Origin of the sequence: Chryseobacterium sp., assembly GCF_022869225.1 — a bacterium.
Lineage (GTDB): Bacteria > Bacteroidota > Bacteroidia > Flavobacteriales > Weeksellaceae > Chryseobacterium.
Genome location: NZ_JALIHL010000001.1, coordinates 4,583,445 through 4,596,546 on the forward strand (window position 1 = coordinate 4,583,445; position 13,102 = coordinate 4,596,546).

Sequence of the window (13,102 nt, forward strand, 5' to 3'; positions counted from 1 at the left end):
AGACAGAACCTTTTATTTTTACTGTTTTGTATTATCCGTTTTCCCTGATTTATTCTTTGAAGACTTCTGAATATCCTCTTTATCAATATCAGGCGGATTGGTCTTTTTTGATGAAGCAGGAATATCCCGGAAATCCTGATTCTGCTTCTGAGTCTCTGCACTGTTAGCAGGTTCTTTCTTTTTGCTATTTGTTTTTGAGTCCATACCTTTACATTTTTACTATTCAAGAATATAGAGGTATCATTCAAAGGGCTTGCCAAAATAAAAAAGTAAATTAACCTTAGAGATCTAAAATGCCTATTTTTCCGGTCTTATCTTCTATAGTATAATGTAAAGCTTTGGCTAAAACAAAAATATGGTCAAGATTTTCCATTAGCTGTTTACGGCCTTCACTTCTCAATTGATTCTGATCAATGGATTTTACCGCTGTTGTTTTGGCTTTATCCGTTACATTTTTAATGTCTTTCTCAGAAATTCTATTGAAAAAAGAGTCATCCAGAGACTGAATTTCAACGCTGGGTGTAATTCTTATATCTGCGTCCGGGAGCTCGGTGATCACTAATTTTTTGTTGATAGAGTCTACCTCAATCTTCATTTTATTAAGATCGTAGGAAACCTGTGCATTGGTTTTGGTAAACGTAATGATGCTGTTGCTGGAAACCTCCTTCCCGAATACTTCGTATCCCACTTTGGTTTTCTGCATACTGGAAATATTCTGTTCCATCACCACCATTTTGTTCATCTTGGAAATCTGATTGGTCAGGATATAATAATCCGTCTTTTCAGTTTTACCGCCAAGATTGAGGCAGGACTTTAGACCGAAAAACAGAAGCACCATGGCACCTGCGCCTGCTACAAATGATAAGATTGTTTTATAATTTCTCAAAATCTATTTAAAAATTTCTTTGATTACCGATGAATCGTTCTTTTTCAAAATTTCAGCTAAATCTCTTTCAATATATCCGCTGGTAGGCATTTCAATAATTCTTCCAGCTTCTTTTCCATATCTTTTCAGGATGATAGTAGGAACTTTCTGAATATTGTAAAGACCTTCATCCCCGGTAGGAGATTCTTTCTTACGGTTGACAGCGATAATGGTCAGCTTGCTTTCAGGATAGCTTACCTCTTCCAATATTTTCATCAGTCTTGGGAAATCTCTGTGGCTGTCTTCGCACCACGTTCCCATGAAAACGATAATATCATAAGAGCCTAATCTTTCTTTTTTAAGCTCATTGATCGCTTTTGGGTCAAGAGCATACTCATCATGCTCTTTTACATACCAGTCAGCATACGGAGCTTTCAAAAACTGCTCTTTCAGCTGATGTCCCAGAAGCATCTTACCGTCATTCTGAGTTTCAACCTCACGGTTGACCACTACTTTTTGAGCGCTCAACTGCTGGGCAGCCAGAAACAGGCTTGAAAAGGCAACAATATTTGTAATAAATTTCTTCATATTTTATTTCTCAATAATGGATTTCAAATCAGCAGGAGAATAGTATTTGTTTTTCAATACTTTATGATCCGCCTGTCTGTAAACATTAAATTTTTCTCCGGACTTTTCATAAAAAGATTCTACCTCCTTTTCCTTATAAAATTCAACCGTTTCTTTTGCCTGTTCTTCATTGTCACAAGCTTTAGACATATTAGAACGCTGAACTTCGTTGAATAGCTCTACAAATTTGTTGCCAAGCCCGAATTCCAGCACCGCACCGCTCAATACATATTGAAGATCACAAAGCGCATCCGCAATTTCTACAATATTATCATCTGCGATCGCTTGCTTCAGTTCATTTAATTCTTCCTGTAGAAGTTCTACTCTAAGATGGCATCTTTCCGGAGAAGGAATTTGTGGGGTATCTAAAATAGGGGCTTTGAAAGTAGTATGGAATTCTGCTACTTGGTTCAGACTATCAATTTTATCCATGAATTTTTTTATTTATCGCAAAGATAGAAAACGATTTGTTAATGGTAAAATGTACAGCATAAAATGTACTAACGAAGGGAGCGAAAGAATAGTGTTTCCTGATACTCTCTTCTTCCGGATTTAATTTTTACAGAGTATTGTATTTTAAAGAGTGTTTAAATAATATAAACTTTCAGTCTTCCCGTTTTATCAAAAAAACCACAATTTTAAAGTTGTGGTTTTTGTTTTTTAAGAAATTAGGGTGTATGTTCAGCATATATTATTCCGGTACTTCATATTTCCAAACGCCTGAGATATGTAAAACGGTCAATCCCGGTTGCTTTTCGCCATAGCTGAATACACAGATATATTTTGAATGGCAGGATGGGCAATCCGTCCCAAAGTATAAAGTAGGTAAATTATCTAGCGTTAATTTTCCAAAATAAAGCATTCCCGGTGAAGTTTCGGTAACCATTCTGTTTTTTAATAATTCATCCTGGGACACTACTTTATTTTCATGATACAGCTGAAGAATAGGAAATCCCGATTGATAAGGAACTATTTCAATGCTGTTTTCATGGCCGCAGCCATTACAGGTGAATTTTGTGGCTGCTGAGGGAGAAATTTCATCATTAATAAAAAAATCCTTTTGAATAAGGGCTTTTTTGCCAATGTTTATTTTGTTTGTTATTGAATACATCTGAGCTTATTAATTACTGAATCACTGTTCCTACCAGATTATTATATTTTCCGCTTGGGCTCTTTTTAATGGTGACTTTTATATATCCTTCTTCTGCCAGCTTATTCCATGTCTTTGGATAGCCTGTTGTGATATCAACCGGAATTTTCCACATGGTCTGCTTGCCGTTGCCGGCCTGATTAAACCATGGGATAATATCTGCAGTCTGCGACTTGAAAGGTAGTAAATTATTCAGAACATCAATCTCATAATAAAAATCATATTTATTTTCATCTTGATTTAATGCTCTTTGGGTGAAAGTATACACATATCCATTGATGATTGGGCTTGTAAAACTCCCTCCTAAAGTAGGAACTCCCGTTCCGTTATAGTTTCCAACGGCGCCACTGTATCTGTCAAACTTTTGTCCGGCCTGAATGGAAACATCATCTACAATATTATACCCTCCATTCGCTGGCGGCCATCCACCATTCAGATTGTTGGCTTTAAAAAGAGCCTCCAGCTCACCCCATTTACCTTGCTTGTACAAATCAAACGCCTGATTTCTCATCGCCGGTCCTACATTTCCGGATGGATCATACGTTAATGCAAAATCATCAGCATTTTTGTAGAATACGATTGTGACAGGATTGTTGTCAATTTCTTCTTCTCTGTCTGAACTACAGGCCATTGAAAAAGCAGCCATGGTTACAAAAAAAATGTACTTAAATAAATGTTTCATATAAAAGGTTTAAATTATGTAAGAATGTATTCAAGTATTTTGAGGGCAGAAAGGCAGTATACCGTTTTGAATCATAATAAAGAGAATAGGGTCTGATGATCAATGCTCACCAGGGAATATGTTCAAAAAATAATAGATCGCCCAATCGTTAAGACAACGATTATAATGCTCCCCTTAAATACAGATTGGGTAAACGGTACAATACAGGAATAGTATTGGGCTGTAAATTTAAATTAAATAAATTAAAATTTAGTTTTTTATTTAAATAATATATTATTAATAAATTAATTTCTTTTATAATGTTTTTTTTAATGATAATTTATGTTTATATATTGATTTCATTAAGAGATTACTGGCTGTGATGAAATTTTCCCATAAAAAAACTGCCCTGTTGAGGGCAGCCTTTTTTTCACATTGTTTAATTTTAAGGTCTTTAATTTTTAATGAATCTTTTGGATGATTCACCTACCTGGATCATATAAGCTCCCTTAATAAGTTTGCTTACATTGACAGAACCTCTCTGCAGTTTTCCTGAATCAATAAGTTTCCCTCCCATGTCAAAGATTGTATAGTCTTCAGAAGAAGTGTTGGAAACATATAGTACATCTTTTACAGGATTAGGATACAGTTTAATATCAGTGATCAGATCCTTAGAACCGGATAATTCGCCTCTTCCGGAAGAAACAATATTCAGTGTATAATCTTCCACCTGTCCGTACGTGTATGCCTCACAAGAAGAAGTTGGAACAGAGCTGTATTTCATCATCACTCTCATTCTGGTAGAGCCAATACTGGCCGTAGCAGGAATTGTGATAGATCCCGTCACCGGAGTGGTTGTGGATCCGGCTTTTGACCATGCCAGCTCTCCGCTGTCTGTAAAGTCGCCATCTCCGTTGTAATCAATATATATTGCATAAGCTTCACTGTAAACCGTAGAAGTCCAAACCGGAGTGATCGAAATGGTATAGGCAGTTCCTCTTGTCACATTGGTAGAGATAGAGGTAAAGTTTTCATATCCGGCAGTTCCCGTAGAAGTATTGTTGATTGTTCCGAATTTTACATTTCCAATTCTTTCATCAGCGGTATTTGATGCTGAAGAAGAACAATAAGAAACTGTTCCGCCGGAAAGAGTGGTTACACTTACCGGATTGCTTGAAACAGATGCGTTTCCAGCTGCATCCTTAGCTTTCACAGAGAAAGAATACGTTGTAGAAGGAGTAAGTCCTGTTACCGTATACGTTGTAGAGGCGGTAGAACCGATCAGTGAAGCTCCCTGATATACATCATAGCCTGTAACGCCTACATTATCAGTAGCCCCGGACCAGGAAAGGTTGGTCGTGGTTGCTGTTGTACCGGAAGCCGCAAGGGTAGGCGCTGTAGGCGCTGTAGTATCCGGAGTTCCGGAACCTGCATTTACCGTGATATTAGCATTATTAACATCAAAGAAAATATGATTCGTTCCTTTTACCATAATTCTTCCCGAGCTGGTTGACGAATTAGGAATTGTTACTGCCTGAGACCCGTCATTAGGTGTTCCTGCCAATAAAGTGGTCCATGTATTTCCACTGTCGGTTGACCAAAGAATGTCTACGTTTGCCGTATTTACGCCATTTGCAGTAGTTCCTGCAATATCCCAGGTAACAGTTTGGGAGCTTCCTCCCGTATAGGTTGTTGCTGAATTTTGAGAGGTCACAACGAATGGGCCGGCAGTTCCGTTTACTGTAACTACAGCATCATCAGAATTATTTCCGGAACCTCCGGATTTATTGTCACGAACCGTAAATCTGAAGTTTAAAGTTCTTGCTACAGAGGAAAGCGCTTCTACAGTGATTTCCGAACCGGCAGTTGTGGTCGCTCCTGTCAGTATCGAAGCCATTCTAGGGAAATATCTCACAGGAACTGTTGCAGGGGCCCATGATCTGAAATTAGGACCGGAAGCTTTGGTAGCGCTTGCTGCGGAACTTGCTCCGGTTTGGGAAGATGACGCGTTATCCATCTGCTCCCATATATATGTTAGAGAATCGCCGTCGGCATCCGTTCCTGTTCCGGTCAGTACAAATGGCGTTCCTTTAGGAATCGTATAATCTAGCCCGGCATTAGCTGTCGGAATAGAATTTCCGGTATTGGTGTTAACAGAACAGGTTTTAGCCTTGATATTATTAGTGATCTGCTGGATGCTTATCGCGTGAAAGAATGCATCAGAATGGGGCTGGATATCCTGGCTTGTAATTCCGGCATATCCCATAATAGTCGATCCGGATCCCGGTTCCATATTGGCTCCCGTACCTTCGTTGCTCATAGAGAACGTATGGTTTCCACCGAACTGATGTCCCATTTCGTGAGCTACATAGTCGATGTCGAAATTATCGCCTGAAGGGATCGCATCCGCAGGGGAGGTGTAGCCGCTTCCTTTTGAGCCGTTAACACAGATACAGCCGATACAGCCTGCATTTCCTCCGCCTCCAGAAGCACCGAATAAATGCCCTATATCATAATTGGCTTCACCAATTACAGAAGTTAAAGTGCTTTGCAGCTGAGAATTCCAGTTGCTCATTCCTGAAGCAGCAGAATAAGGGTCAGTAGAAGCATTGGTATAAACGACAGCGTCATTATTGGCAATCAGAACCATTCTTGCTGCGAAATCTTTTTCAAAAACACCGTTTACACGGGTCATTGTGTTATTCATTGCAGCTATTGCCTGAGCTTTTGTGCCTCCGAAATAGACTGTATATTCTCCGGTACAGGATAATGCCAGTCTGAATGTTCTTAATTTGGCATCATCGGCATTTGGTCTTGCGGCAAGTCCGGCATTGGCAGCGCCTTTTTTTGCCACATCAATAACCGTACATTCAAATTTACTCAGATCATCTTTCTTATCAGATTTTCTGTACACAACATAAGTGGACAGATCCTTAGAATAAGGTTCAATGAATACCGCAGACCGGTCTCCATATACTTCCATTGAAGACAGTCCCAGTGGAGAGATGCTGAAGTATACCGTTGAATTGGAATCACCAAGTCCTTCTCCCACATAAGATTTGATATCCGGATACTTTGCTGCCAGTTCAGGAGCAAAATTGGAGTTTTCTCTTACTTTGAAGTTTTCCATTTTTCCTTCGGAATTTGGAAAAGAAATGATGATTTCTGATTTTTCGCCGACTGCCAGTCTTTTTGGGAGCTCTCGCCAGAGCGCTTTTCAATCCGTTAATATCCAGGCTGTATACCTTGGGATTATTAATGCTGGATTTGTTTTCAAAGATTTCTGAAGAATTTTTTCTAGAGCTCTCTGACCAAAGACGGTCTGTCTGTGCGAAGGAAATGCCCGTAATGAGGAGCATTCCAATCAGGGTTAATTGTTTTTTCATATTAAATATTAATTTTAATTGTGGAATATCAAAGCTATAAAAAATATATTATGAAAAACAAATATTTTTAAGAAAAATTTAGACTATTTGTTCAAAATATTATGCAATACATTAAATATGATTGAAATAATAAGCTAATATGGTATAAATGCAAAAAAAATAACACGCATCAATATGCGTGTCATTTCTTATTCAAATAAATTAATTTCTAATTACATTTTGTCATCAGCAGTGGGGCCGTAAAGTCCGGGAACTTTATTTCCTGTTGATCTTAAATAGACAACCAGTTCACCTCTGTGATGATACAAATGATTGTACAAAAAGCCTCTGATCACTTGAATTTTTGGAGCAGGCGGAAAAAGAACGTTTCCATTCATTTCCATTTTCCATTCGTTGAAGTAAGTGCTTTCGTCGGATTCTTCTAATACTTTTTGTGCATTAGCTACATTTTCTTCAAATTTTGCAAGGATATTTTCAGCTTTGGAAATATCTCCTTTGTCATACCCGTATTTCTCCATATCAAAAACGTCCTGATTGAAAGTAGGGGCATACCAGTTATAAACTTCTGCAATATGAGACGCGAGCTGGCCGGTTGTCCAGTTTTTTTCAGACGGTTTCCAGTCTAAGGCGCTGTCAGGGATTGCTTTTAAAATTTTTCTTGTGTTTTCTGCTTCATACAGAAATTCACCCAAAAGAGCTTGTTTAATCATTTGTATTGAGATTTAAATTATCTTGTAATATCTCTTCCGATAACCAGTCTCTGGATCTCAGAAGTACCTTCGCCAATGGTGCAAAGCTTAGAATCTCTGTAGAATTTTTCTGCAGGGAAATCTTTTGTATACCCGTAACCCCCGAAGATCTGAACTGCATTGTTAGCGATTCTAACACAAGCTTCAGAAGCATACAGCTTTGCCATAGCTCCTTCTTTTGTCATTTTCTGCTTAGCATTTTTCAGTGTAGATGCTCTTTGGATAAGAAGTTCAGCAGCATCAATTTCTGTTGCCATATCAGCTAACATAAAGTTGATTGCCTGGAAATCTGAAATTGGTTTTCCAAACTGATGTCTTTCTTTGGCATATTTTAAAGCGGCTTTATAAGCTCCTCTTGCGGTTCCTAAACTTAAAGCTGCGATAGAAATTCTGCCTCCGTCCAGAATTTTCATAGCCTGCTTGAACCCTTCACCCACTTCACCTAAACGATGAGAGTCCGGTACACGCACGTTGTCGAAAATTAATTCTGCCGTTTCGGAAGCACGCATTCCTAATTTATTTTCTTTTTTCCTGAAGTAAAGCCGGGCATTCCTTTTTCTAAAACAAAAGCAGTAGAATTGTTCTTAGCACCCTTTTCGCCTGTTCTGGTCATGACTACCGCAATATCTCCTGAAATGGCATGGGTAATAAAGTTCTTGGCTCCGTTGATGATCCACTCATCACCGTCCTTTACAGCGGTAGTAGACATCCCTCCTGAGTCTGAACCTGTATTATGCTCTGTCAATCCCCAGGCTCCGATCACTTTTCCTGAAGCCAGCTGAGGAAGCCATTTATTTCTCTGCTCTTCATTTCCAAATTCATAGATATGGTTGGTACAAAGAGAATTATGGGCTGCTATAGAAAGACCAATTGATGGATCTACCTGAGAAATCTCGTCCAGAATCGTAACATACTCATGATATCCTAATCCGGAACCGCCGTATTGCTCAGGAACTACAACTCCCATGAATCCCATTTCTCCCAACTGGTGGAACAGGTCTTTTGGGAAGGTTTGGCTTTCATCCCACTCCATAATATTCGGTCGGATATTCTTCTCCGCAAATTCTCTAGCTGTCTCCGCTATCATTTTGATGTTGTCAATAGTCTCTGTATTCATATAGATAATAGTTAGTTCCCAAAGATAATTAAATTGACGGAAAGCCAAAAAAAATATTTCAAACCTTTTGTTTTAGCTTGAATAGTATTAGTTTTCAAATTTTTATATTTTAAAAAATTAATATTTTCATAATAAAATATTCTATAGATTACGTATTTTATTTCACTATTTTAGTCTCCCAATTTTTAAGGCATGAAAAAACTTCTATTTCCTATTTTTTTGATTTCTTCCTGTATTTCAGCACAATTGCCGGCCGGATATTATAACGGGACTGCCGGATTAACCGGTTATGCACTGAAATCAAAGGTGCATGATATTATTTCCCGGAAAAATATCAACTGGCATTATGAAACTATTCAGGCATTCTATAGCCAGACTGATCTTGATAAATATTATGATCATGATGGTTCAAATACAGAATACTTGCTGGATATTTATTCTGAGAAACCTGCAGGCCCTGACGCTTATGAATATAAGGTAGATCAATTAATCGCAGGTGCCTCGGCAGAAGGATTAGGCTACAATAAAGAACATATGATGCCGCAAAGTACTTTTAGCACTACGCTTGAACCGGGTAAAACCATCAGTGATTATCCTATGTTTTCAGATCTGAACTTTATAATACCTGCTGATGCCAGAATCAATCAGTTAAGAAAAAATTACCCTTATGGAAAAGGAGGGAACACCAACCACTATATTTTTACCAATGGTTCCAGGGTAGCCAATGCTGCAATTCCCAACTATCCTTATGTGGGAAGGGTATATGAACCTCTTGATGAATTTAAGGGAGATATCGCAAGAAGTTTATTGTATTTTGCAGTCAGGTATGAAGGAAAATTAGGCTCATTCAACACAGCATATACTACGTCAGCAACAATAACCCCTGCAACGGATCAATGTCCGCTTGACGGAACTGAAGAAAGGGCTATTGATTTACCCTATATTGCTATGTTGAAACAATGGAATGCGTTAGATCCTGTATCGCAGAGAGAGATTGACAGAAACAATGCTGTATATGCAATACAAAAAAACAGGAATCCATTTATTGATCATCCGGAATGGGTAGATGTGATTTGGTCTGAAACACCGGATGCCATAGCCCCAACTGCTCCCGGCAGCCTTGCTTCACCCCAGCAAAACGCATACTTTGTTCACTTAAACTGGACTTCCTCTCCTGATAACGATGTATTGGGCTACAGAGTGTATATGAATGGTTCAGCAACTCCTGTAGCAACCACTAAAAGCACTTCCATAAGTATCGATCATCTTGCTCCTTCCACAACGTACACTTTTACAGTAAAGGCTTTTGATAAAGGATATCTGGAATCTCCGTTTAGCAATACAGTTACCGCGACAACATCTGCCACAGATTCCTATATGAAGGATCTTATGATTGCTAAGTATATTTCAGGGACAAACAATACGACCGTTAGTAATAATGCCTTAGAAATCATTAATAAAACAGGGCATGAAGTCAATTTGAACGATTACAGGATTAATATCCATCTTAAAAATATAAATACCGGAGCTTTTTATCGGGCCGATACCTACGAACTGGAAGGGAAGATAGGGAACAATGAAAGTGTTGTTATTTTAAATCCTAAAGCTAACTTATCATGCTATTCCAACGATCAGGCCAAATTTGTAACGGCTTCGGATCCTATGACCTTCAGAGGAGAGAATTATGTAGAGCTTGCCTATAATAAAACAGTTACCGTAGATGCGATAGGAGTAAAATATACTGTCAACAGCAATGGTAACGTTTCTTTATACAGAAAAAGCAGCATTAACCAGCCAACCGACACCTTTAACATCAGTGAATGGGATTCTTATCCGGCAAATTACTGCCAGAATTTAGGCGGAACATTATCAACTGCAGAACTGATCACTTCTCATAACAAAGGACTTATGATATATCCGAATCCTGTGTATGACTATCTTTTTGTAAGCGGAGAAACGGATAGGATAAAAACAGCCCAGATTATTGACTTATCAGGAAGAGTGATCTATACTGAACAGGATCCGTTCAGGAATAAGAAAAATATTTCTGTTCAGACGATTCCTGCCGGTACTTATTTCTTAAGACTTGATGGTCAGGTTCAGCAATTTATCAAGAAGTAAAAAGTACTATTTCATAGCCCCGATAGAAGCGGTTACCCCGCAGCAGGGGATGGCTTCATCATGGGAGCGAGGAGTATGAGCGGATAGCGGGAAACAGCTTCCTCATAAAAATTAAAGATAAAAGTTAGAGTTAATCTTTCCTGATGATCAAAAAAATCATCAGATTTTTGTCTTTGTTATCATTTCCGGTTTGCTGATAACAGGTTAAAAACCTTATGTTTACAGGATCATCGATATAAGCATATTCACTAATAATCAATATCTATAAGGGTTTCTGCTTATATTTTTTATTTATAAGTAATTATGCTTATATTTGCAGTATGATAGCGGTCATTACCGGTGATATTATAAATTCACAGCATGCGGACACGGAAGTTTGGATCACCAGACTCAAGAATCTTCTCGAAAATTGGGGAAGCACTCCTCAGACATGGGAGATCTACAGAGGAGACGAATTTCAGTTCAAATGCAGTATTGATGACGTATTTTGGCATTTCCTAGCCATAAAATCCCTTATTAAAAGTCAGGAAAATTTAGATGTAAGAATGGCCATAGGCATCGGTGAGGAAAGTTTCTCTTCTGAGAAGATCACTGAATCCAATGGTACCGCGTATGTTCATTCCGGAAGGTTGCTGAACGACCTGAAGAATGATGGTCATACAGTAGCTATCAAAACCTCAAATGAGTCTGTAGACAGAGATCTTAATATCCTGTTGAAATGGTCATCAAAAGACTTTGACAACTGGACTATGGCTACTTCAGAGATCATTCATGAAATGATTATGAATCAGGATATCACGCAGGAAGATCTTGCCAAGAAGTTTACTATTTCACAGTCTTCTGTAAGCCAGAGGCTGAAACGAGCCAACTATGAGCTCATCGTTGAAACCAACCAGTATTTTAAAAAGAAAATCTCAGAACTTTAAGCATGATCTTTATTAAACTCATATTGGCACATCTACTCGGAGATTTTGTTCTTCAGCCAAATTCATGGGTTGCAGATAAGGAGAACCATAAACTTAAAAGTAAGTTTTTATACTTTCATGTTCTGATTCACACGGTATTAAGTCTTGTTTTCCTTTGGGACATACAACTTTGGTGGGTAGCCGTTCTGATAGGAGTTTCTCATTTTATAATTGATGCTGTAAAGCTGAGCTTTCAGAATGTAAAAACCAAAAAAAGATGGTTTTTCATAGATCAGCTGCTGCATGTTCTGGTAATCAGCGGAGTTTCTTTTTATTTTCAGGAATTTGATTTCAGCTTTTTAAAAAACCAGGAAATCTTAAAGATCATCATGGCAGCTTTGTTTCTCACAACGCCTGCTTCCGTGTTTATCAAAATACTGCTGTCATCATGGACTCCTGTTCCTGATGCACAAAACAATATACAAACCGAATCTTTAACAAGTGCCGGAAAATATATCGGAATTTTAGAACGTCTGCTGGTTTTCACCTTTATTATGGTGAACCACTGGGAAGGCGTAGGTTTCATGGTGGCTGCCAAATCTGTTTTCAGGTTCAGTGACCTTGCACAGGCAAAACAGCGAAAACTTACGGAATATGTACTGATCGGTACATTGCTGAGTTTTGGACTGGCTGTCTTAACAGGAATTATAATTAAATAAATCAATAAATCTAACTACAATTTAGAAAAGTAAAATTATGAGTCAAAAGAAAGAAATGTTGTACGAGGGTAAAGCGAAACAAGTATTTGCTACCGATAATCCTGATGAAGTAGTAGTACGTTTCAAAGACGATGCTACAGCATTTAATGCTCAAAAGAAAGGTCAGGTTGATCTGAAAGGAGAGATGAATAACGCCATCACCACCCTTATTTTTGAATACTTAAATGAAAAAGGGATCAAAACTCATTTCATCAAACAATTGGACGAAAGAGAGCAATTGGTAAGAAAGGTGTCTATTATTCCTTTAGAAATGGTGGTAAGAAACTACTCTGCAGGAAGTATGGCACAAAGACTTGGAGTGGAAGAAGGCATCAAATCTCCGGTAACAATTTTTGATATCTGCTATAAAAAGGACGAATTGGGAGATCCGCTTATCAACGATCACCATGCCGTTTTCTTGGGAGCGGCTACTTATGAAGAGCTTGACGAAATGTATGAACTGACTTCCGATATCAATGAAATCCTTATCGATCTTTTTGATAAAATCAATATCATTCTGGTAGACTTCAAAATCGAATTAGGTAAAACTTCAGATGGTGAGATCATCTTAGCGGACGAAATTTCTCCGGATACCTGCAGACTTTGGGATAAAGATACAATGAAGAAACTGGATAAAGACAGATTCAGAAGAGACCTGGGTGAAGTTACAGAAGCTTATGTTGAGATCTATAACCGTCTTAAAAATCTTCTGCAGAAATAAGATTTCAGATGCCAGACATCAGATATCGACAGCTGAAAACAA

The 13,102-nt window shown here is 38.2% G+C and carries 12 protein-coding genes and 1 pseudogene; 4 read left to right on the top strand and 9 right to left on the bottom strand.

The window, feature by feature from the left end:
• Positions 1-18: 18 nt before the first annotated feature.
• The 9 genes and pseudogenes from MUW56_RS21365 to MUW56_RS21405 form a co-directional block, all read right to left on the bottom strand.
• Positions 19-204 (bottom strand): hypothetical protein, encoded by a 186-nt coding sequence (locus MUW56_RS21365; protein ID WP_292015098.1) that lies wholly within the window; start codon positions 202-204, stop codon positions 19-21.
• Between the two features lie 76 nt (positions 205-280).
• The gene (locus MUW56_RS21370; RefSeq protein WP_292015099.1) at positions 281-886 is read right to left on the bottom strand and encodes a DUF4230 domain-containing protein; all 606 of its coding nucleotides are present in this window, start codon (positions 884-886) and stop codon (positions 281-283) included.
• 3 nt (positions 887-889) lie between these two features.
• On the bottom strand, positions 890-1,453 hold the full coding sequence (locus MUW56_RS21375; RefSeq protein WP_292015100.1) for a thioredoxin family protein: 564 nt from the start codon (positions 1,451-1,453) through the stop codon (positions 890-892).
• A 3-nt stretch (positions 1,454-1,456) separates the two neighbouring features.
• A complete protein-coding gene (locus MUW56_RS21380; RefSeq protein ID WP_292015101.1) occupies positions 1,457-1,924 on the bottom strand; it encodes a nucleoside triphosphate pyrophosphohydrolase family protein in 468 nt (155 codons plus the stop codon).
• Between the two features lie 259 nt (positions 1,925-2,183).
• Entirely contained in the window at positions 2,184-2,603 is a 420-nt protein-coding gene (locus MUW56_RS21385; protein ID WP_292015102.1) for a hypothetical protein, read from the bottom strand.
• Between the two features lie 13 nt (positions 2,604-2,616).
• On the bottom strand, positions 2,617-3,324 hold the full coding sequence (locus MUW56_RS21390) for a glycohydrolase toxin TNT-related protein (RefSeq protein WP_292015103.1): 708 nt from the start codon (positions 3,322-3,324) through the stop codon (positions 2,617-2,619).
• 433 nt (positions 3,325-3,757) lie between these two features.
• The gene (locus MUW56_RS21395; protein ID WP_292015104.1) at positions 3,758-6,433 is read right to left on the bottom strand and encodes a reprolysin-like metallopeptidase; all 2,676 of its coding nucleotides are present in this window, start codon (positions 6,431-6,433) and stop codon (positions 3,758-3,760) included.
• Between the two features lie 468 nt (positions 6,434-6,901).
• On the bottom strand, positions 6,902-7,399 hold the full coding sequence (locus tag MUW56_RS21400) for a DinB family protein (protein ID WP_292015105.1): 498 nt from the start codon (positions 7,397-7,399) through the stop codon (positions 6,902-6,904).
• Positions 7,400-7,416: 17 nt separating this feature from the next.
• Positions 7,417-8,555, bottom strand: a pseudogene (locus MUW56_RS21405) (acyl-CoA dehydrogenase family protein).
• A gap of 192 nt (positions 8,556-8,747) precedes the next feature.
• Between MUW56_RS21405 and MUW56_RS21410 the strand changes: the two are divergent.
• The 4 genes from MUW56_RS21410 (at position 8,748) to purC (ending at position 13,060) form a co-directional block, all read left to right on the top strand.
• Complete coding sequence (locus MUW56_RS21410) at positions 8,748-10,676, top strand: endonuclease (protein ID WP_292015106.1); 1,929 nt, start codon at positions 8,748-8,750, stop codon at positions 10,674-10,676.
• Positions 10,677-10,996: 320 nt separating this feature from the next.
• Positions 10,997-11,602: a SatD family protein gene (locus MUW56_RS21415; RefSeq protein WP_292015107.1), complete on the top strand. Its 606-nt coding sequence runs from the start codon at positions 10,997-10,999 to the stop codon at positions 11,600-11,602.
• 2 nt (positions 11,603-11,604) lie between these two features.
• Entirely contained in the window at positions 11,605-12,300 is a 696-nt protein-coding gene (locus MUW56_RS21420; RefSeq protein ID WP_292015108.1) for a DUF3307 domain-containing protein, read from the top strand.
• A 37-nt stretch (positions 12,301-12,337) separates the two neighbouring features.
• Complete coding sequence (gene purC, locus MUW56_RS21425; RefSeq protein WP_027372243.1) at positions 12,338-13,060, top strand: phosphoribosylaminoimidazolesuccinocarboxamide synthase; 723 nt, start codon at positions 12,338-12,340, stop codon at positions 13,058-13,060.
• The last annotated feature ends 42 nt before the right edge of the window (positions 13,061-13,102 follow it).

Bases quoted from the DNA above. Each gene is read 5' to 3' on its own strand.
- MUW56_RS21400 (WP_292015105.1), bottom strand. From the start codon at position 7,399: ATGATTAAACAAGCTCTTTTGGGTGAATTTCTGTATGAAGCAGAAAAC.
- MUW56_RS21385 (WP_292015102.1), bottom strand. From the start codon at position 2,603: ATGTATTCAATAACAAACAAAATAAACATTGGCAAAAAAGCCCTTATT.
- MUW56_RS21410 (WP_292015106.1), top strand. From the start codon at position 8,748: ATGAAAAAACTTCTATTTCCTATTTTTTTGATTTCTTCCTGTATTTCA.
- MUW56_RS21375 (WP_292015100.1), bottom strand. From the start codon at position 1,453: ATGAAGAAATTTATTACAAATATTGTTGCCTTTTCAAGCCTGTTTCTG.
- purC (WP_027372243.1), top strand. From the start codon at position 12,338: ATGAGTCAAAAGAAAGAAATGTTGTACGAGGGTAAAGCGAAACAAGTA.
- MUW56_RS21390 (WP_292015103.1), bottom strand. From the start codon at position 3,324: ATGAAACATTTATTTAAGTACATTTTTTTTGTAACCATGGCTGCTTTT.
- MUW56_RS21420 (WP_292015108.1), top strand. From the start codon at position 11,605: ATGATCTTTATTAAACTCATATTGGCACATCTACTCGGAGATTTTGTT.
- MUW56_RS21380 (WP_292015101.1), bottom strand. From the start codon at position 1,924: ATGGATAAAATTGATAGTCTGAACCAAGTAGCAGAATTCCATACTACT.
- MUW56_RS21365 (WP_292015098.1), bottom strand. From the start codon at position 204: ATGGACTCAAAAACAAATAGCAAAAAGAAAGAACCTGCTAACAGTGCA.
- MUW56_RS21395 (WP_292015104.1), bottom strand. From the start codon at position 6,433: ATGGAAAACTTCAAAGTAAGAGAAAACTCCAATTTTGCTCCTGAACTG.
- MUW56_RS21415 (WP_292015107.1), top strand. From the start codon at position 10,997: ATGATAGCGGTCATTACCGGTGATATTATAAATTCACAGCATGCGGAC.